The 16,230-nt window shown below is 70.4% G+C and carries 13 protein-coding genes; 10 read left to right on the top strand and 3 right to left on the bottom strand.

Annotation, left to right across the window (positions count from 1 at the left end):
• Positions 1 to 179: 179 nt before the first annotated feature.
• Entirely contained in the window at positions 180 to 992 is an 813-nt protein-coding gene (locus ACWGJY_RS31595; protein WP_453264294.1) for a murein hydrolase activator EnvC family protein, read from the bottom strand.
• Between the two features lie 1,015 nt (positions 993 to 2,007).
• Here ACWGJY_RS31595 and rpsB point away from each other — a divergent pair.
• The 10 genes from rpsB to ACWGJY_RS31545 all read left to right on the top strand — a co-directional run bounded on the left by rpsB (position 2,008) and on the right by ACWGJY_RS31545 (position 13,635).
• Positions 2,008 to 2,955, top strand: a complete 948-nt coding sequence (gene rpsB, locus ACWGJY_RS31590) for a 30S ribosomal protein S2 (RefSeq protein ID WP_453264293.1) — start codon at positions 2,008 to 2,010, stop codon at positions 2,953 to 2,955.
• A 106-nt stretch (positions 2,956 to 3,061) separates the two neighbouring features.
• Positions 3,062 to 3,898 (top strand): translation elongation factor Ts, encoded by an 837-nt coding sequence (gene tsf / locus ACWGJY_RS31585; protein WP_453264292.1) that lies wholly within the window; start codon positions 3,062 to 3,064, stop codon positions 3,896 to 3,898.
• Positions 3,899 to 4,060: 162 nt separating this feature from the next.
• Positions 4,061 to 4,831: a UMP kinase gene (pyrH, locus tag ACWGJY_RS31580; protein WP_453264291.1), complete on the top strand. Its 771-nt coding sequence runs from the start codon at positions 4,061 to 4,063 to the stop codon at positions 4,829 to 4,831.
• 175 nt (positions 4,832 to 5,006) lie between these two features.
• Positions 5,007 to 5,564, top strand: coding sequence for a ribosome recycling factor (gene frr, locus ACWGJY_RS31575; protein ID WP_030087489.1), 558 nt, complete (start codon positions 5,007 to 5,009; stop codon positions 5,562 to 5,564).
• Complete coding sequence (locus ACWGJY_RS31570; protein WP_453264290.1) at positions 5,564 to 6,733, top strand: phosphatidate cytidylyltransferase; 1,170 nt, start codon at positions 5,564 to 5,566, stop codon at positions 6,731 to 6,733. The genes frr and ACWGJY_RS31570 overlap by 1 nt, the downstream gene beginning before the upstream one ends.
• A gap of 698 nt (positions 6,734 to 7,431) precedes the next feature.
• Positions 7,432 to 8,310, top strand: coding sequence for a COG4705 family protein (locus ACWGJY_RS31565; protein WP_453264289.1), 879 nt, complete (start codon positions 7,432 to 7,434; stop codon positions 8,308 to 8,310).
• 106 nt (positions 8,311 to 8,416) lie between these two features.
• Complete coding sequence (rlmN, locus tag ACWGJY_RS31560; RefSeq protein ID WP_453264288.1) at positions 8,417 to 9,523, top strand: 23S rRNA (adenine(2503)-C(2))-methyltransferase RlmN; 1,107 nt, start codon at positions 8,417 to 8,419, stop codon at positions 9,521 to 9,523.
• Positions 9,524 to 9,781: 258 nt separating this feature from the next.
• Positions 9,782 to 10,855, top strand: a complete 1,074-nt coding sequence (locus tag ACWGJY_RS31555; protein WP_453264287.1) for a thiamine ABC transporter substrate-binding protein — start codon at positions 9,782 to 9,784, stop codon at positions 10,853 to 10,855.
• A complete protein-coding gene (locus ACWGJY_RS31550) occupies positions 10,831 to 12,561 on the top strand; it encodes an ABC transporter permease (RefSeq protein WP_453264286.1) in 1,731 nt (576 codons plus the stop codon). Before ACWGJY_RS31555 ends, ACWGJY_RS31550 begins: the two co-directional genes overlap by 25 nt.
• On the top strand, positions 12,562 to 13,635 hold the full coding sequence (locus ACWGJY_RS31545; protein ID WP_453264285.1) for an ABC transporter ATP-binding protein: 1,074 nt from the start codon (positions 12,562 to 12,564) through the stop codon (positions 13,633 to 13,635). It abuts the gene before it with no gap.
• A 124-nt stretch (positions 13,636 to 13,759) separates the two neighbouring features.
• On the opposite strand, the gene ACWGJY_RS31540 is transcribed toward ACWGJY_RS31545, so the two are convergent.
• The gene (locus ACWGJY_RS31540) at positions 13,760 to 14,689 is read right to left on the bottom strand and encodes a hypothetical protein (RefSeq protein ID WP_453264284.1); all 930 of its coding nucleotides are present in this window, start codon (positions 14,687 to 14,689) and stop codon (positions 13,760 to 13,762) included.
• Positions 14,690 to 14,869: 180 nt separating this feature from the next.
• Positions 14,870 to 16,039, bottom strand: coding sequence for an LOG family protein (locus tag ACWGJY_RS31535; protein WP_453264283.1), 1,170 nt, complete (start codon positions 16,037 to 16,039; stop codon positions 14,870 to 14,872).
• Positions 16,040 to 16,230: the final 191 nt, after the last annotated feature.

The raw sequence follows: 16,230 nt of genomic DNA, 5'->3' as shown, positions 1-16,230 counted from the left end.
CCACCCCCCAGGTCATGCCTTCGACAGGGGGCAACAGTCATGCCGGGCCCAGAGGCCAGCGGCCCCGTTGCGGAGCCGCGGAAAACATAACGGGGGGGGGGACGGCGTGCCCCGTCGTGCAGCAGCTCCGCCTTTGCAGCCTGGCGACCACGGTGTGGTTGCCACTGCTCGGTGGTGCCTCACCTCCCGGTGATCACGGGGCGCACCGGCTGCCTCGTGATCGATCGCCCACCACCCCACCGGATAGCCTGCCGGCTGCCATTCCGCCCCCTCTGTATGCCTTCTTCGCTCCCGGCCTGGCGAGCCCGGTGGAGTCGGCCGAGTGCCCAGATCGCTGCGATCGCGAGCCCGGCTGCTCCCATGAGGGCAGCTGCTGCCGGAGCCGTCTTTCGTCCCTGAGCTGCTGGTTTTGCCGATACGGCTGGTTGCGCCGGTACTGCTGATTCCGGTCGCTCCGCTGGTCCCGGATGCCGGGGAATCGTGCCGTCACCCGTCGGGACGGGAACCCCGAAGACCGGCAGCAGCCGCGAGGGGCCGCCGCGGAGCATGCTCCGCGGCAGCAGTGACAGCGGGTCCAGGTAGCGCTTGCCGCGGCGCAGGCCCCAGTGGAGGCATGGTGCCCGGCAGTGGAATGGGCCGCGTTGCAGGACGGCGACCGGTTGGCCTGCTGTGACGAGCTGCCCTTTCCGGACTGTGGGGCGCACAGGTTCGTAGGTGGTGCGTAAGGGGGGACGGCCCGAGCGGGACATCTCGATCGTCAGGACGCCACGGCCGGCGACGGTCCCGGCGTAAGCGACCCGGCCGGGTGCCGCGGCCCGTACCACCGCACCCGCGGGCGCGGACAGGTCCACGCCGCGATGCCCGGCTGCCCAGGGCGAAGGAGGCGGATCCCAGCCGCGCACCACCGTGGGGCCTATACCTGTGGAGCCTCCGACCGGCCAGGCCCTGTCCACCCCTGGTGGGTCGGTGCGCCCCGCAACCTCGGCATGCATCCCTGCCGGAGCCCGTGCCGCCTTCTCGGTCCGTGCCGCTGCCTCGGCCTGTGCCACGCCCTCTGGACGTCTCATCGCCGCGCCACGTGTCTGACCTGTAGCCCGTTCCACCCGGTGCTCCGCCACCGAGGCCCCCTCCGCCACCGAGGCCCGCTCCGCCACCGAGGCCCGCTCCGCCACCGAGGCCCGCTCCGCCACCGCGGCCCGCTCGGCCACCGCGGCCACGGGCGGAGCGTCGGCAGCGCTCGCGGGTGCGGGGGACAGAAGCGCGAGCACCGCGGCTACGGCCGGGGCCAGCAGCGCGCCCGCCCCGTGGGCCGGGAAGAAGCAGCTCGGCCCGAATCCGGCCCGCTCCCGGAGCGGCGCAGGCGGTAACGGCGCCGATGGCCGGAACCGTGACCGGGGAGGGGAAAGGGGACAGGAAACCAGACGGGGAGCCGGCGGCGGGCCCCAAGGTCGGGTGGGGGCAGACAGAGGAGAAGACGGAGGGCCGGTAAAGGGACCCGGCCGGCGTCGCGGCCGGTGGTGAGTCCTCCTCGGGCGTTCACCGTCGGTCGTTCCCGAGAAGGGTTCGTGGAAGCCGCTGAAGACGCCGGGGCTCCGGGCCGGGGCGGAATTTCGCCGAGTGTTGCGTCGAGCGTTCCGTTGCGTGTCCTGCTGCGTGGTCTGTCGCATGTCCCGACGGTGGCGCACTGCGTCGTGGCGGGGGGATCTTGGTCCGAAGCTGTGGATCAGCGGGCGGCTGTGGACAACGGTGTCACCCGTCCGGGGCTCGAAATGATGCGTGTCGCCCGGTGCATCGGCTGTCCCGTACACTTCTGATGGCGATCCGGGTCACCGGGTCGACTTCGCACGCCCCGCCGTCAGTGCACCAGTCCCGTTCGGGCAGCACGACGGCCGCGCTCCTCGGTCCTCGGACGGCTCCGCAAGGTGTCTTCCCCGGCAGGCGCGTCGGGGCGTCAGGCACCGCGGCCGACCGGCCGCAGTGGAACCGAGAACAACAAGGAGTACGGCCATGGCCGTCGTCACGATGCGGGAGCTGCTGGAGAGCGGCGTCCATTTCGGACACCAGACCCGCCGCTGGAACCCGAAGATGAAGCGCTTCATCTTCACCGAGCGCAACGGCATCTACATCATCGACCTGCTCCAGTCGCTGTCGTACATCGACCGCGCCTACGAGTTCGTCAAGGAGACCGTCGCCCACGGCGGCTCCGTCATGTTCGTCGGCACGAAGAAGCAGGCCCAGGAGGCCATTGCCGAGCAGGCGACCCGCGTGGGCATGCCCTACGTGAACCAGCGCTGGCTCGGCGGCATGCTGACCAACTTCTCGACCGTCTACAAGCGCCTGCAGCGCCTGAAGGAGCTCGAGCAGATCGACTTCGAGGATGTGGCCGCCTCCGGCCTCACCAAGAAGGAGCTCCTGGTCCTCTCCCGCGAGAAGGCCAAGCTGGAGAAGACCCTCGGCGGTATCCGCGAGATGCAGAAGGTGCCCAGCGCCGTCTGGATCGTGGACACCAAGAAGGAGCACATTGCCGTCGGTGAGGCGCGCAAGCTCAACATCCCGGTCGTCGCGATCCTCGACACCAACTGCGACCCGGACGAGGTCGACTACAAGATCCCGGGCAACGACGACGCGATCCGCTCCGTCACCCTGCTCACCCGCGTGATCGCCGACGCCGTCGCCGAGGGCCTCATCGCCCGCTCCGGTGCCGCCACCGGCGACCAGAAGCCCGGCGACAAGGCTGCCGCCGAGCCGCTGGCCGAGTGGGAGCGCGACCTGCTCGAGGGCGAGAAGAAGGCGGACTCCGACGAGGCTGCCGAGAAGCCCGCCGAGGCCCCGGCCACCGAGGCCCCGGCCACCGAGGCCCCGGCCGCCGAGGCCCCGGCCGCCGAGGCCGAGAAGCCCGCCGAGGCTCCCGCCGCCGAGGCCGAGAAGCCGGCTGCGGACTCCGAGCAGGCCTGACCTCAGGACCGGCTGATGACGGCGGGGGAGGGCGCCACAAGCGCCGCCCCCGCCGTCCACCCGTAGATCTTTCGACTTCGAGATTTCGAGAAGAGATTCACAGACCATGGCGAACTACACCGCCGCTGACGTCAAGAAGCTCCGCGAGCTCACCGGCGCCGGCATGATGGACTGCAAGAAGGCCCTGGACGAGGCCGAGGGCAACGTCGACAAGGCCGTCGAGGCGCTGCGTATCAAGGGCCAGAAGGGCGTCGCCAAGCGCGAGGGCCGCTCCGCCGAGAACGGCGCCGTGGTCTCCCTGATCGCCGACGACAACGCCTCCGGTGTCATCGTCGAGCTGAAGTGCGAGACGGACTTCGTCGCCAAGGGCGAGAAGTTCCAGGCCGTCGCCAACGAGATCGCCGCGCACGTCGCGAAGACCTCTCCGGCCGACATCGAGGCCCTGCTCGCCTCCGAGATCGAGGCCGGCAAGACCGTCCAGGCGTTCGTCGACGAGGCCAACGCCACCCTGGGCGAGAAGATCGTCCTGGACCGCTTCGCGCAGTTCTCCGACGGCTACGTGTCGGTCTACATGCACCGCACCATGCCCGACCTGCCGCCGCAGATCGGTGTCCTTGTCGAGCTCGACAAGGAGAACGCCGAGGTCGCCAAGGGCGTCGCGCAGCACATCGCCGCCTTCGCCCCGAAGTACCTCTCCAAGGACGACGTCCCGGCCGAGGTCGTCGAGGCCGAGCGCCGCGTCGCCGAGGAGACCACGCGTGCGGAGGGCAAGCCCGAGGCTGCCCTGCCGAAGATCGTCGAGGGTCGCCTCAACGGCTTCTTCAAGGACGCGACGCTGCTCGGCCAGCCGTACGCGCTCGACAACAAGAAGTCCGTCGAGAAGGTCCTCCAGGAGGCCGGTGTCACCCTGAAGCGCTTCGCGCGCATCAAGGTCGGCATCTGAGCCTGTCGCGAAGGCAGCGAATGACCTGCGACCCCGCTAGGGTCGTACGCAGTCGGCCGCTCAACGGCCGGCCGCAGATGTGACGAGGAGGCCATTGCCGCACAGGGATCTGAACCAGACCCACGGCAATGGCCTTCTTCGTATGTGCACGAGGAGAGCTCAATGATTCACGGTGCCGACGGCGCGCACACAGACCATGCCGGTCACGGCGGCAGGCGACGCTTCCTGCTGAAGCTGTCGGGCGAAGCATTCGCCGGCGGCGGCGGACTGGGCGTCGACCCCGACGTCGTGCACGCGATGGCCCGCGAGATCGCTGCCGTGGTGCGCGAAGGCTATGAGATCGCCATTGTGATCGGCGGCGGAAACTTCTTCCGCGGCGCCGAACTCCAGCAGCGCGGCATGGACCGGGCCCGCTCCGACTACATGGGCATGCTCGGCACGGTCATGAACTGTCTGGCCCTCCAGGACTTCCTGGAGAAGGAGGGCATCGACTCCCGCGTCCAGACGGCCATCACCATGGGACAGGTTGCGGAGCCCTACATTCCGCTGCGCGCGGTGCGCCATCTGGAGAAGGGCCGGGTCGTCATCTTCGGCGCCGGCATGGGGATGCCGTACTTCTCCACCGACACCACCGCCGCCCAGCGCGCCCTGGAGATCGATGCCGAGGCGATGCTGATGGGCAAGAACGGGGTGGACGGGGTCTACGACTCCGACCCCAAGAAGAACCCGGACGCGGTGAAGTTCGATGCCCTCGAATACGGCGAGGTCATCACCCGGGATCTGAAGATCGCCGACGCCACCGCCATCACGCTGTGCCGGGACAACAAGCTCCCGATCCTCGTGTTCGAACTGCTCGCCGAGGGCAACATCGCGCGCGCGGTGAAGGGTGAGAAGATCGGCACGCTCGTCAGCGATCAGGGCACCCGGGCCTGACGGCCCCAACTGCCGTGACTCCGTACGGGCATCGGCCCGTACGGGCGGCAGTTCCCGGCCGGGGGCGGACCCCGGTACGGGGATGGACAACGGCCTGCCGGTCGGACACCGTGCAGGAGAAGACGCGCGGCAGGGGCGAGGCTCTGCTTCTTACCGAAAAGACCAGGAGCAAGTGGTGATCGAAGAGATCCTCCTCGAGGCCGAGGAGAAGATGGAGAAGGCCGTCGTGGTCGCCAAGGAGGACTTCGCCGCGATTCGCACCGGGCGTGCGCACCCGGCGATGTTCAACAAGATCGTGGCGGACTACTACGGTGCGATGACGCCGATCAACCAGCTGGCGTCGTTCTCGGTTCCCGAACCGCGGATGGCCGTGGTGACCCCGTTCGACAAGAGCGCGCTGCGCAACATCGAGCAGGCCATCCGCGACTCCGACCTCGGCGTCAACCCGAGCAACGACGGCAATATCATCCGGGTGACGTTCCCCGAGCTGACCGAGGAGCGCCGCAAGGAGTTCATCAAGGTCGCCAAGAACAAGGGCGAGGACGCGAAGATCTCGATCCGCAGTGTCCGCCGCAAGGCCAAGGAGACCCTCGACAAGCTGGTCAAGGACAAGGAAACCGGCGAGGACGAGGTACGCCGCGCCGAGAAGGAGCTCGACGACACCACCGCGAAGTACGTCGCGCAGGTGGACGAGCTGCTCAAGCACAAGGAATCCGAGCTCCTCGAGGTCTGATGAACGAGTCTTCCTGGGGGGCCGCCCCGCCCGGCGCCGGTCAATGGGGACCGCCCGACCACGCACCGGCCTCCTCGCTTCGCGGGGTGGCGCCCCCCGTCCCGGCGGGTCCCGTGCACGACTGGGGCGACGCGGCGCAGACTCGGCCCATGCCCTTCGTACCCGGGCCGGGCGGACACCAGGACGACGACCGGGAACATCGGGACATCCGGGATAGCCGGGATCACCTGGACGACCGGGGGGCTGCTCGACTGAGCGGCCCCCTGTTCCGCGACGAAAAGCCGCAGGAGCCCATGCCCACCTCTCTTTCCGGGTCCGACAGCTCGCCGGACTCAGAGAAGCCGAAGAAGAAGAGCGCGGGCCGCAACCTGCGCGCCGCGATAGGGGTCGGAATCGGCCTCGGCGTGATCATCGTTGCGTCGCTCTTCGTCTACAAGCCCGTCTTCATCGGCGTGATAGCGATCGCCGTCGTCGTGGGCCTGTGGGAGCTGACCTCGCGGCTGGCGGAGCGCAAGGGCATCAAGGTGCCGCTGGTGCCGCTCGCGGTCGGTGGCACCGCCATGGTGGTCGCCGGATATGTCCGCGGTGCCGAAGGGGCGTGGGTGGCGATGGCGCTCACCGCGCTGGCCGTCCTCGTCTGGCGGATGACCGAGGCGCCCGAGAACTATCTGCGGGATGTCACCGCCGGTGTCTTTGCGGCGTTCTACGTGCCCTTCCTCGCGACCTTCGTGGCGCTGATGCTCGCGGCCGAGCCCGACGGGCCGCAGCGGGTGCTGACGTTCCTGCTGCTGACGGTCGTCAGCGACACCGGTGCGTACGCGGTCGGCTGGCGGTTCGGCAGGCACAAGCTCGCACCGCGCATCAGCCCCGGCAAGACCCGCGAGGGACTCGTCGGCGCGGTGCTCTTCGCGATGGCGGCCGGCGCGTTGTGCATGCAGTTCCTGATCGCGCACGGCGCCTGGTGGCAGGGCCTGCTGCTCGGCCTCGTGGTCGCGGCCAGCGCCACCCTCGGCGACCTCGGCGAGTCCATGATCAAGCGCGATCTCGGCATCAAGGACATGGGCAGCCTGCTCCCCGGTCACGGCGGCATCATGGACCGCCTGGACTCCCTGCTCCCCACCGCCCCGGTTGTCTGGCTGCTGTTCGTGATCTTTGTGGGATCCGGCTGAGCTCATAGTTTTCGCAGGTGGGGGCGGTCAGCAGGAAGGGAGCGGGAAACCGCGTTCCGTTCCGCTGACCGCTTCCGCGCTTATCGGGGTCTTCCGGTGGCTCTGAGGGGTTGGCGCCTGAGCCGGTGCGCCTAAGGGTCGGTGTTCCTGAGGGCCGGTGTTCCTAGGGGGGCTGCCGCACCTCCATGGCAGGCCCCTTTTCGCCACGTCTGCGACAGCGTGATGACCGGGCCCGCACCCGGAGAACTTGGTCTCCAAGGGCGATAGGAAGCCCCTTACCAGCGGTTTTGCTGCCGGTAGGGGGCTTCTTGCCGGGCTGGGTCGTGAGCCGTGAGCCGTGAGCCGTGGGTGCTGGGCGGTCGCCGGGCCGGCCGCCGTGGTGCCGCCCCTTCGGTGGTGCGGCGGTGGTGGTGACTGCGGGCGCCGTGGGGCATGGTGACCGGGAGAAAGGCTCGATGGTCGGCGCGTGATCGGTGCATGGTCCGTGCGCCTATTTTTGTCTACGTTGATGTAGACGATCTACGGTGCCGGGAGTTCCGGCGAGGGGCCGGCGTGCCCGGTCGTCGTCGCGCGAACCGGGCGCGTAGTACCTCTCGCCCATGGGCGCGTGGCACTTCTCGCCCATGCCGCACAGCTACGACGCGTTCGCTGCCCGTGCAGGGCAGTGCGGCGCCGAACCGCCAACCAGGGAGTGCGCTTTGGGGCAGTCAGAGATCCTCACCGAGATGGATGTCGCCGGTGCGGGCCGGTCCGTGATGAAGAAGCTTCCGGAGGTCACGCTGGCCTTCTGGATCATGAAGATCGCGGCCACCACGCTGGGGGAGACCGCCGGAGACCTGTTCGCGCAGACGCTGAAGCTGGGCTACTTCCTCACCACGATCTTGCTGTTCCTGGTGTTCGTGGTGACGCTGGTGGTGCAGCTGCGGTCCAAGCGCTACAACCCGTTCTTCTACTGGACGGTCATCCTCTCCACCAGCATGGCCGGCACCACCATGTCGGACTTCATGAACCGTGACGCCAGCGCCAAGTACCTCACGGGAGGTGCCACCACGCTGGGCTGGGGACCGCAGGGTCTGGGCCTGGGATACCCCGCGGGTGCCGCGATCCTGATCTCCCTGCTGAGCGTCATCTTCCTCGCCTGGAAGCTGACCGGGCAGACCTTCGTCATCCGCGACATCGTCACCTTCCGCGGTGAGGCTCTCTTCTGGGCCGCGATCCTGGTGTCGAACACGCTGGGCACGTCCATGGGTGACTTCCTCTCCGACAGCTCCGGCCTCGGCTACGCCGGCGGAGCCCTGCTCGTGACCGGGCTCCTGGCCGTGCTCGTCGCACTCATGCGGGTGCCGGTCGTCCCCAATGTCGTGCTGTTCTGGATCGCCTTCGTGCTCACCCGCCCCCTGGGGGCCACCGCCGGCGACTTCCTCACGAAGCCCGTCGCCAAGGGCGGCCTCGACCTCGGCACCGCAGGCTCCTCGGCGGTACTCCTGGCCCTTCTGTTCGGCCTCATGGCCTACGCCCACCTGCAGGAGCGCAAGAATGCGGCCCCGCGCGACGAGCACCTCGCCCCGCTGTCGTGACGACGCCGCACCGCGACCGGTGATCCCCTCGACGCAGCACCGGGTGACCGGCCCCACCCCGTTCCGGCCCGGGTGCCCCGAGAGGATCTGCGACACTGGTACGACCATGCCTGCACCCGGAGAACTCACTTTCGTCGCGCCGCGCGGGGCCAAGAAGCCCCCGCGGCACCTTGCCGATCTCAGCCCCGTCGAGCGTCGCGAAGCGGTGGCCGCGATCGGGGAGAAGCCGTTTCGCGCCAAGCAGCTGTCGCAGCACTACTTCGCCCGCTATGCGCACGATCCGGCGCAGTGGACCGACATCCCGGCGGCGGCACGCGAGAAGCTGGCGAGCGAGCTGCTGCCGGATCTGATGAAGGTCGTGCGGCACATTTCCTGTGACGACGACACCACGCGCAAGACCCTGTGGAAGCTGCACGACGGCACGCTCGTCGAGTCCGTGCTGATGCGCTACCCGGACCGGGTCACCATGTGCATCTCCTCGCAGGCCGGCTGCGGCATGAACTGTCCGTTCTGCGCGACGGGCCAAGCGGGCCTGGACCGTAATCTCTCGACCGCCGAGATCGTGCACCAGATCGTCGACGGGATGCGGGCGCTGCGCGACGGCGAGGTGCCGGGCGGGCCGGCGCGGCTGTCCAACATCGTCTTCATGGGGATGGGCGAGCCGCTCGCCAACTACAAGCGGGTGGCCGGCGCGATCCGGCGGCTGACCGACCCCGAGCCCGACGGGCTGGGGCTGTCCCAGCGGGGCATCACCGTCTCCACGGTCGGCCTGGTGCCGGCGATGCTGCGGTTCGCCGACGAGGGCTTCAAGTGCCGGCTGGCCGTGTCGCTGCACGCCCCCGATGACGAGCTGCGCGACACGCTGGTCCCCGTCAACACGCGCTGGAAGGTGCGTGAGGTGCTGGACGCGGCGTGGGAGTACGCGGAGAAGTCCGGGCGGCGGATCTCGGTCGAGTACGCGCTGATCCGGGACATCAACGACCAGGCCTGGCGCGGTGACCTGCTGGGACGGCTGCTGAAGGGCAAGCGTGTCCATGTGAACCTGATTCCGCTGAACCCGACGCCGGGTTCGAAGTGGACCGCGTCGCGGCCCGAGGACGAGCGGGCGTTCGTCCGGGCCATCGAGGCGCACGGGGTGCCGGTGACCGTCCGCGACACCCGCGGCCAGGAGATCGACGGCGCCTGCGGACAGCTCGCAGCCTCGGAGCGCTGACCGCCCGCTGGTACCGTGTGATCGCACACATGCACATTCCGACAGGGGAGCGCCACAGCGCTGAGAGTGCGGAAGCGCCGTAGTCCTACGGTGCCCGCAGACCCTTGAACCTCGCCCGGGTCATTCCGGGTAGGAAGTCCGGTCGTCACTCATGCTGTTGCGCCCCGCCCCGGGTCCGCTCCGTACGTCGTCGGACGACGAGAGCCGCGGACCCCGGGGCGGGGCCGCGTCTCTTCCTGGCCAGCCAGGAGGAAATCAGTGAGCACCACCAGCAGGATCACCGCCACCGCGGTGGCCGCCACGGTCGGCATGACTGCGCTCGCCGGATGCGGTACACCGGGCGGCAGCGCGGACGCCAAGACCGTCACGCTCGTCAGCCATGACTCCTTCAGCGTCTCCCGGTCCGTCCTGGCCGCCTTCGAGAAGGAGAGCGGCTACAAGGTCAGGGTCCTCAAGGGCGGGGACGCCGGCAAGGCCGTCAACCAGGCGATCCTGTCCAAGGGCAACCCCCAGGGCGATGTGTTCTTCGGCATCGACAACACCCTGCTCTCGCGCGGTCTGAAGGAGGACGTCTTCAGCCCGTACCGGGCCAAGGGGCTGGCGAGCGTGCCGGCCGGGCTGCAGCTCGACAAGGGCGAGCACCGCGTCACCCCCCTCGACTACGGCGACATCTGCGTCAACTACGACCGCAGCTACTTCACCCACCACCGGATAGCCCCGCCGAAGACCTTCGACGACCTGGTCAAGCCCCTGTACAAGGGGCTGCTGGTCACCGAGAACTCCGCCACCTCCTCCCCGGGGCTCGCCTTCCAGCTCGGCACCATCGCGAAGTACGGGAAGGCCGGCTGGCAGGGCTACTGGAAGAAGCTCAAGGCCAACGGCGTCGAGGTCGTCGACGGCTGGGAACAGGCCTACAACGAGCGGTTCTCGGGCTCCGCGGCCGGCCGGGGCAAGGGCGACAAGCCGCTGGTGGTCTCCTACGCCTCCAGCCCGCCCGCCGAGGTGCTCGGCAAGAAGCCCGCGCCCAAGGAGGCCCCGACCGGGGTCGCGACGGGCACCTGCTTCCGCCAGATCGAATTCGGCGGCCTGCTCAAGGGCGCGAAGAACGAGAAGGGCGGTAAGGCACTGCTGGACTTCCTGATGAGCAAGAAGTTCCAGGAGGACGTACCGCTGCAGATATTCGTCAACCCGGCGCGCAAGGACGCCAAGGTGCCGGAGCTGTTCACCAAGTACGGCACGACGATCGACAAGCCGACGACGCTGCCTGCGGAGACGATCGCCGAGCACCGCGAACAGTGGATCAAGCAGTGGTCCTCGCTCGTTCTGAAGTAGTCCGCAGCCGGCGCGTCCGGCCCGCGCGGGGAACGGCGGTGCGGCTCGGCCTGATGGCGATGCCGCTCGCCTTCTTCGCGCTGTTCTTCGCCTATCCGGTCGTGGCGATCGTCGGGCGCGGCCTCAAGGGCGGCGGCCACTGGCAGCTCGCCCGGTTCGGCGCGGTGCTGAGCGACCCGGATGTCGTCCATGTGCTGTGGTTCACCGTCTGGCAGGCGGCGGCCTCCACGGGGCTGACGCTGCTGATCGCGCTGCCCGGTGCCTATGTCTTCGCGCGCTTCGACTTCCCCGGCAAACAGCTGCTGCGGGCGGTGGCGGCGGTGCCGTTCGTGCTGCCGACCGTCGTCGTCGGCTCGGCCTTCCTGGCGCTGGTCGGGCGGGGCGGGCTGCTGGACGAGCTGTGGGGCCTGCGCCTGGACACCTCGGTGTGGGCGATTCTGCTGGCGCATGTCTTCTTCAACTACGCCGTGGTCGTACGGACCGTCGGCGGTCTCTGGAGCCAGCTCGACCCGCGTCAGGAAGAGGCCGCGCGGGTGCTGGGGGCCGGGCGGTTCGCGGCCTGGCGGCGGGTGACGCTGCCGGCCCTGGGGCCCGCCGTCGCGGCCGCCGCGCTGATGGTCTTCCTCTTCACCTTCACCTCCTTCGGGGTGGTGCAGATTCTGGGCGGACCCGCCTTCTCGACGCTGGAAGTGGAGATCTACCGGCAGACCGCGGAATTCCTGGATCTGCCGACGGCCGCCGTCCTCACCATGATCCAATTCGCGGCGGTGCTGGGCGTGCTCGCGCTGCACGCCCGCACCGTGCGCCGCCGGGAATCCGCGCTGCGGCTCGTGGCCGCGTCGCGGACCGCACACCGGCCGCGCGGCCCCGGGCAGTGGACGCTGCTGTGGGGGACCCTCGCCGTCATCACCGTCCTGCTGATCGTGCCGCTCGTCGTACTCGTGCAGCGGTCGTTCGCCGGGCCGGACGGCTACGGAACGGTGTTCTACACATCGCTGCGGTCCGCCGCGTCCGCCGACAGCACCTTCGCCGTCGCGCCCCTCGACGCCCTGTGGAACTCCCTCGCCTACGGGGCCGCGGCCACGGCGATCGCACTGGTGGTGGGCGGGCTCGCGGCCGCCGCGCTGACCCTGCCCCGGCTCCGCGGGGGCCCGTCCGGGCGGACGCCCCTGGTCAGCCGGTTCGTGCGCGGCTTCGACGCGCTGCTGATGCTGCCCCTCGGGGTCTCCGCCGTGACCGTCGGCTTCGGGTTTCTGATCAGCCTCGACACACCCCCGCTCGATCTGCGGGCCTCGTGGTGGCTGGTGCCGCTCGCCCAGGCGCTGGTGGGGGTGCCGTTCGTGGTCCGGACGATGCTGCCGGTCCTGCGGGCGGTCGACGGACGGCTGCGGGAGGCGGCCGCCGTGCTCGGTGCCTCGCCGTGGCGGGTGTGGCGCGAGGTCGACCTGCCGATGGTGCGGCGGGCCCTGCTGATCGCCGCGGGGTTCGCCTTCGCCGTCTCGCTCGGCGAGTTCGGTGCCACGGTCTTCATCGCGCGGCCGGACCAGCCGACGCTGCCGGTCGCCGTGGCACGACTGCTGGGACGTGCGGGAGAGCTCAACTACGGGCAGGCGATGGCCTTGTCGACCCTCTTGATGGTGGTGTGCGCCGGTGCCTTGCTGGTACTGGAGCGCCTTCGCCCCATCGACCACTCCGGGGAGTTCTAGATGACGGCACGGGCCGGGACCACGGCGCAGGAGCTGCTGCGGCTGGGCGGGGTGACCGTCCGCTTCGGCACGGCGTCAGGCCCCGCGCTGGACGCGGTGGATCTGGACGTCGCCGCGCACGAAATCGTCTGCGTCCTGGGGCCGAGCGGCAGCGGCAAGTCCACCCTGCTCAGAGTGGTCGCCGGACTCCAACAGGCCGATGCGGGGCAGGTGTTGCTGGAGGGGCGGGACCAGTCCGGGGTGCCGACGCACCGCCGTGGGGTCGGTCTGATGTTCCAGGACCACCAGCTCTTCCCGCAGCGTGACGTCGAGGGGAATGTCGCCTTCGGGCTGCGGATGCGGCGCTCCTCACGCGGCGACCAGGAGCGGACGGTCGCCGCACTGCTGGACCTCGTCGGGCTCCCGGGCGCCCAGCGGCGCGCCGTGGCCTCCCTGTCCGGCGGCGAACAGCAGCGGGTCGCGCTGGCCCGCGCGCTGGCCCCGCGCCCGCGCCTGCTGATGCTGGACGAGCCCCTGGGCCAGCTCGACCGTGGGCTGCGCGAACGGCTGGTCGTCGAACTCCGCCGCCTCTTCCGCGAATTGGGCACCACCGTGCTGGCGGTCACCCACGACCAGGGTGAGGCCTTTGCGCTCGCCGACCGGGTCGTGGTGATGCAGGACGGCCGGATCGCGCAGACCGGCACCCCGCTGGAGGTCTGGCAGCGGCCCGCCACGGAATTCGTCGCCCGCTTCCTCGGCTTCGACAATGTGGTCGGCGCGACGGTGCAGGGCGGGAGCGCCGCCACCCCCTGGGGGAAGGTGCCGGTCCCGGCCGGTACTACGGACGGGCCGTGCCGCTTGCTCGTCCGCCCGGCCGGGGTACGGCTGACGGCCGCCCCCGAGGGCCTGCCCTGTACGGTCGCGGCCCGCACCTTCCGGGGCAGCCATGTCGCGCTGCTGCTCCAGCCGGCCGGCGGACCGCAGGTGGAGGCAGCCTGCGCACTGCGGGAGGCGCCGGACGTGGGGGAGCGGGTGGGCATCGCCTTCGTGGCGCAGGACGTGGTGGTGCTCGACGCGTCAGGTACAGCGGACTGAGCGCGCGCAGGGACGCGGGCGGCCGTGGGGCACCACCGCAGAAGGGCGGGGCCCCCTCAGCAGGACCCCCGCAGCGGGGCCCCGCAGCAGGGCTCCCTCAGCGGGGCCCCGCAGCAGGGCTCCCTCAGCGGGCCGCCACCTTCGGATGCGGGGTGTCGGCATCCGGCGAGCCGGGTCCCGTCGGCGAATCCGGCTCGCCGAACCAGGCGACCGCGACCGCGCCGCCCACGGCCATCACGAAGCCCAGGACGGCGACCCAGGCGAAACCCGGACGGGAGGAGTCCCCCAGCCACAGCACCCCCAGGATGCCGGGGACCACCGTCTCGCCCACCACCAGCGCCGCCGTGGCCCCGTTCACCGAACCGATCTGCAGGGCGACGGTGTGCAGATACATGCCCCCGAGCCCGCCGACGAGAATCGCGTACAGGGCGGGGTCGGCGAGAAGGGACGGCAGGTGGAAGGGGTCCACCCCGTTCAGTACGCGGACGCCGACGCCGAGTGCGCCGAAGCCCAGGCCGGAGAGCAGGCCCGCGAGGATCGCGGCCCGTCCGCCGAGCAGACGCACGATCAGGATGCCGCCGCCGATGAGCACGAGGGAGATGGCGAGCAGCCACCAGTGCGCGGCGATCGGTGTGCGGCCGCTGCCCTCCGGCCCGGCGGCCGTGGCCAGCAGCACCAACGCCGAGCACACCACGGCGATGGAGGTCCACTCGGCGCGGGAGAGCCGGATGCCGAGAAGCCTGATGCTCAGTACGGCGGTGATCACCAGGTTGGCGCTGATCACCGTCTGGGAGAGGAACAGCGGCAGCAGCCGGGCAGCCAGCGCGCCGAGCCCGAAGCCAATGAAGTCCAGTACCGAGCCCAGGATGAACTCCCAGGTCACGGCGGCTTTGGCGGTGGACGACAGGCTGGGGCCGCCGTGTTGGGTGATCCCGGTGGTGGAGGCCTCGGCCGCCTCCCGGCGGGCCGATTTACGCGAACCCACCGCCTGCAGGACCGATCCCGTGCCGTAGCAGGCTGACGCCGCCACGGCCGTCAGAAGGCCGATGATCACCAAGAACTCCGTTCGCCCGCTGTCGATATTACTCGTTGGTCGCCCGCCTGGCAGACGCGCATTTCGGGACGGGAGTTGCCTCAGGTGGGCAAACACACCGTGGGCCCGGCGGGCGGAGGCGGCGGTGGAGCCCGGTATGTCCGGGTGGGACGGGGCGTACCGGGCGGGCCGCGGCAGGGGTCAGGAAGACGCCCCGTCCTTGAGGCGGGCCAGCGCCTCGGGGGCTTCGTCCACCGAATCGACCAGGGCGATCCGGGCCGCCATGGGACGGTCCGCCGCCAGGGCCCGCAGCAGCGGCCAGGCGGGGAGCTGCTCGGTCCAGTGCACGCGGTCCACCAGCACCATCGGGGTCGGCTCGCCCCGCGACCCGTAATAGTTCGGGGTCGCGTTGTCGAATATCTCCTGCACGGTGCCGGCCGCGCCCGGAAGGAAGACGACGCCGGCGTTGGAGCGCGCCAGCAGACCGTCCTCGCGCACCGCGTTGACGAAGTACTTCGCTATGTGGGACGCAAAGGCGTTCGGCGGCTCATGTCCGTAGAACCACGTGGGGATGCCGGCCGAGGTGCCGCCGCCCGGCCAGGTCCGCCGTATGTCGAAGGCGGCCCGCGCCCACCGGGTGACCGAGGGTGTGAAGTGCGGTGCCCCGGCGAGGAGTTCCAGCGCCGCGTCGAGCATGCCGTCCTCGAAGGGGGCGGCGTACGCCCCGAGGTTCGCCGCTTCCATCGCCCCGGGGCCGCCGCCTGTCGCCACGGTCAGGCCGCTGCGGGTGAGCCGGCGGCCGAGCCGGGCCGCGCCGGCGTAGGCCGCGGAGCCGCGCTCCAGGGCGTGGCCGCCCATGATGCCCACCACCTGCGCACCGGCCAGGTGCTCGTCCAGGGCATCGGAGACCGCGTCGTCGTGAATGCTGCGCAGCATCGAGGCGAAGATGTCGCCATCCGTTTTGGTCTCTTCGAACCAGCGGTACGAGCGGGCGTCGGGGGTGGCGTCGTAGCCGTTCTCGCGCAGTCCCTCGAAGAGTTCGTCCGGGCCGTAGAGGCTTCCCCGGTAGGGATCGAACGGCAGGTCCGGTACAGGCGGGAAGACCAGGGCGCCCCCGGCACGGACCTTGGCGGCGGCGTCCGGCTCCATGGCGCAGCCGAGAAACACCGATTCGGTGGTGTCCGTGCCGAGCAGCGCGAACGTACGGTCCGTCAGATCGACCGACTGGACGCGGTGTCCGGCGAGGCTGCCCGCGGCGACGACCCGGTCGAACTCCTCCAGAGATTCGATCTCGTAGTCGTGGTTGTCGTCGTGGGCGCGGCTGCGGGGGCGGGCGTGGCGGGCGGCTGAGGGCGGTGAATTCGACTGCACGTCCGTCATGTTAGGACCACGGTGACTCCGCCAGGGGGCCGAGGGGCCCCTCCGCGGCCGCCGCGTCGAGCGCCGTGCGCAGGGCGGCCGTCGTCGTTCCGGGCGGGCCTGCTTCGGTACGTCCCGGCCTCCGTCCGTGGGGCCCCGGGCTCGGCCGGCCGGGACCCCCGCCCCCGCACTCCTGCCCTCGG

The organism is Streptomyces sp. NPDC054765, assembly GCF_053612065.1.
The sequence above is the reverse complement of the archived record's forward strand: the minus strand, read 5'-3'. Positions and strand labels throughout refer to the sequence as shown.

Coding starts and splice junctions, on each gene's coding strand:
- rlmN (WP_453264288.1), top strand. CDS start 8,417: ATGCCTGCACCCGGAGAACTCACTTTCGTCGCGCCGCGCGGGGCCAAG.
- rpsB (WP_453264293.1), top strand. CDS start 2,008: ATGGCCGTCGTCACGATGCGGGAGCTGCTGGAGAGCGGCGTCCATTTC.
- ACWGJY_RS31570 (WP_453264290.1), top strand. CDS start 5,564: ATGAACGAGTCTTCCTGGGGGGCCGCCCCGCCCGGCGCCGGTCAATGG.
- pyrH (WP_453264291.1), top strand. CDS start 4,061: ATGATTCACGGTGCCGACGGCGCGCACACAGACCATGCCGGTCACGGC.
- ACWGJY_RS31595 (WP_453264294.1), bottom strand. CDS start 992: ATGCATGCCGAGGTTGCGGGGCGCACCGACCCACCAGGGGTGGACAGG.
- ACWGJY_RS31545 (WP_453264285.1), top strand. CDS start 12,562: ATGACGGCACGGGCCGGGACCACGGCGCAGGAGCTGCTGCGGCTGGGC.
- tsf (WP_453264292.1), top strand. CDS start 3,062: ATGGCGAACTACACCGCCGCTGACGTCAAGAAGCTCCGCGAGCTCACC.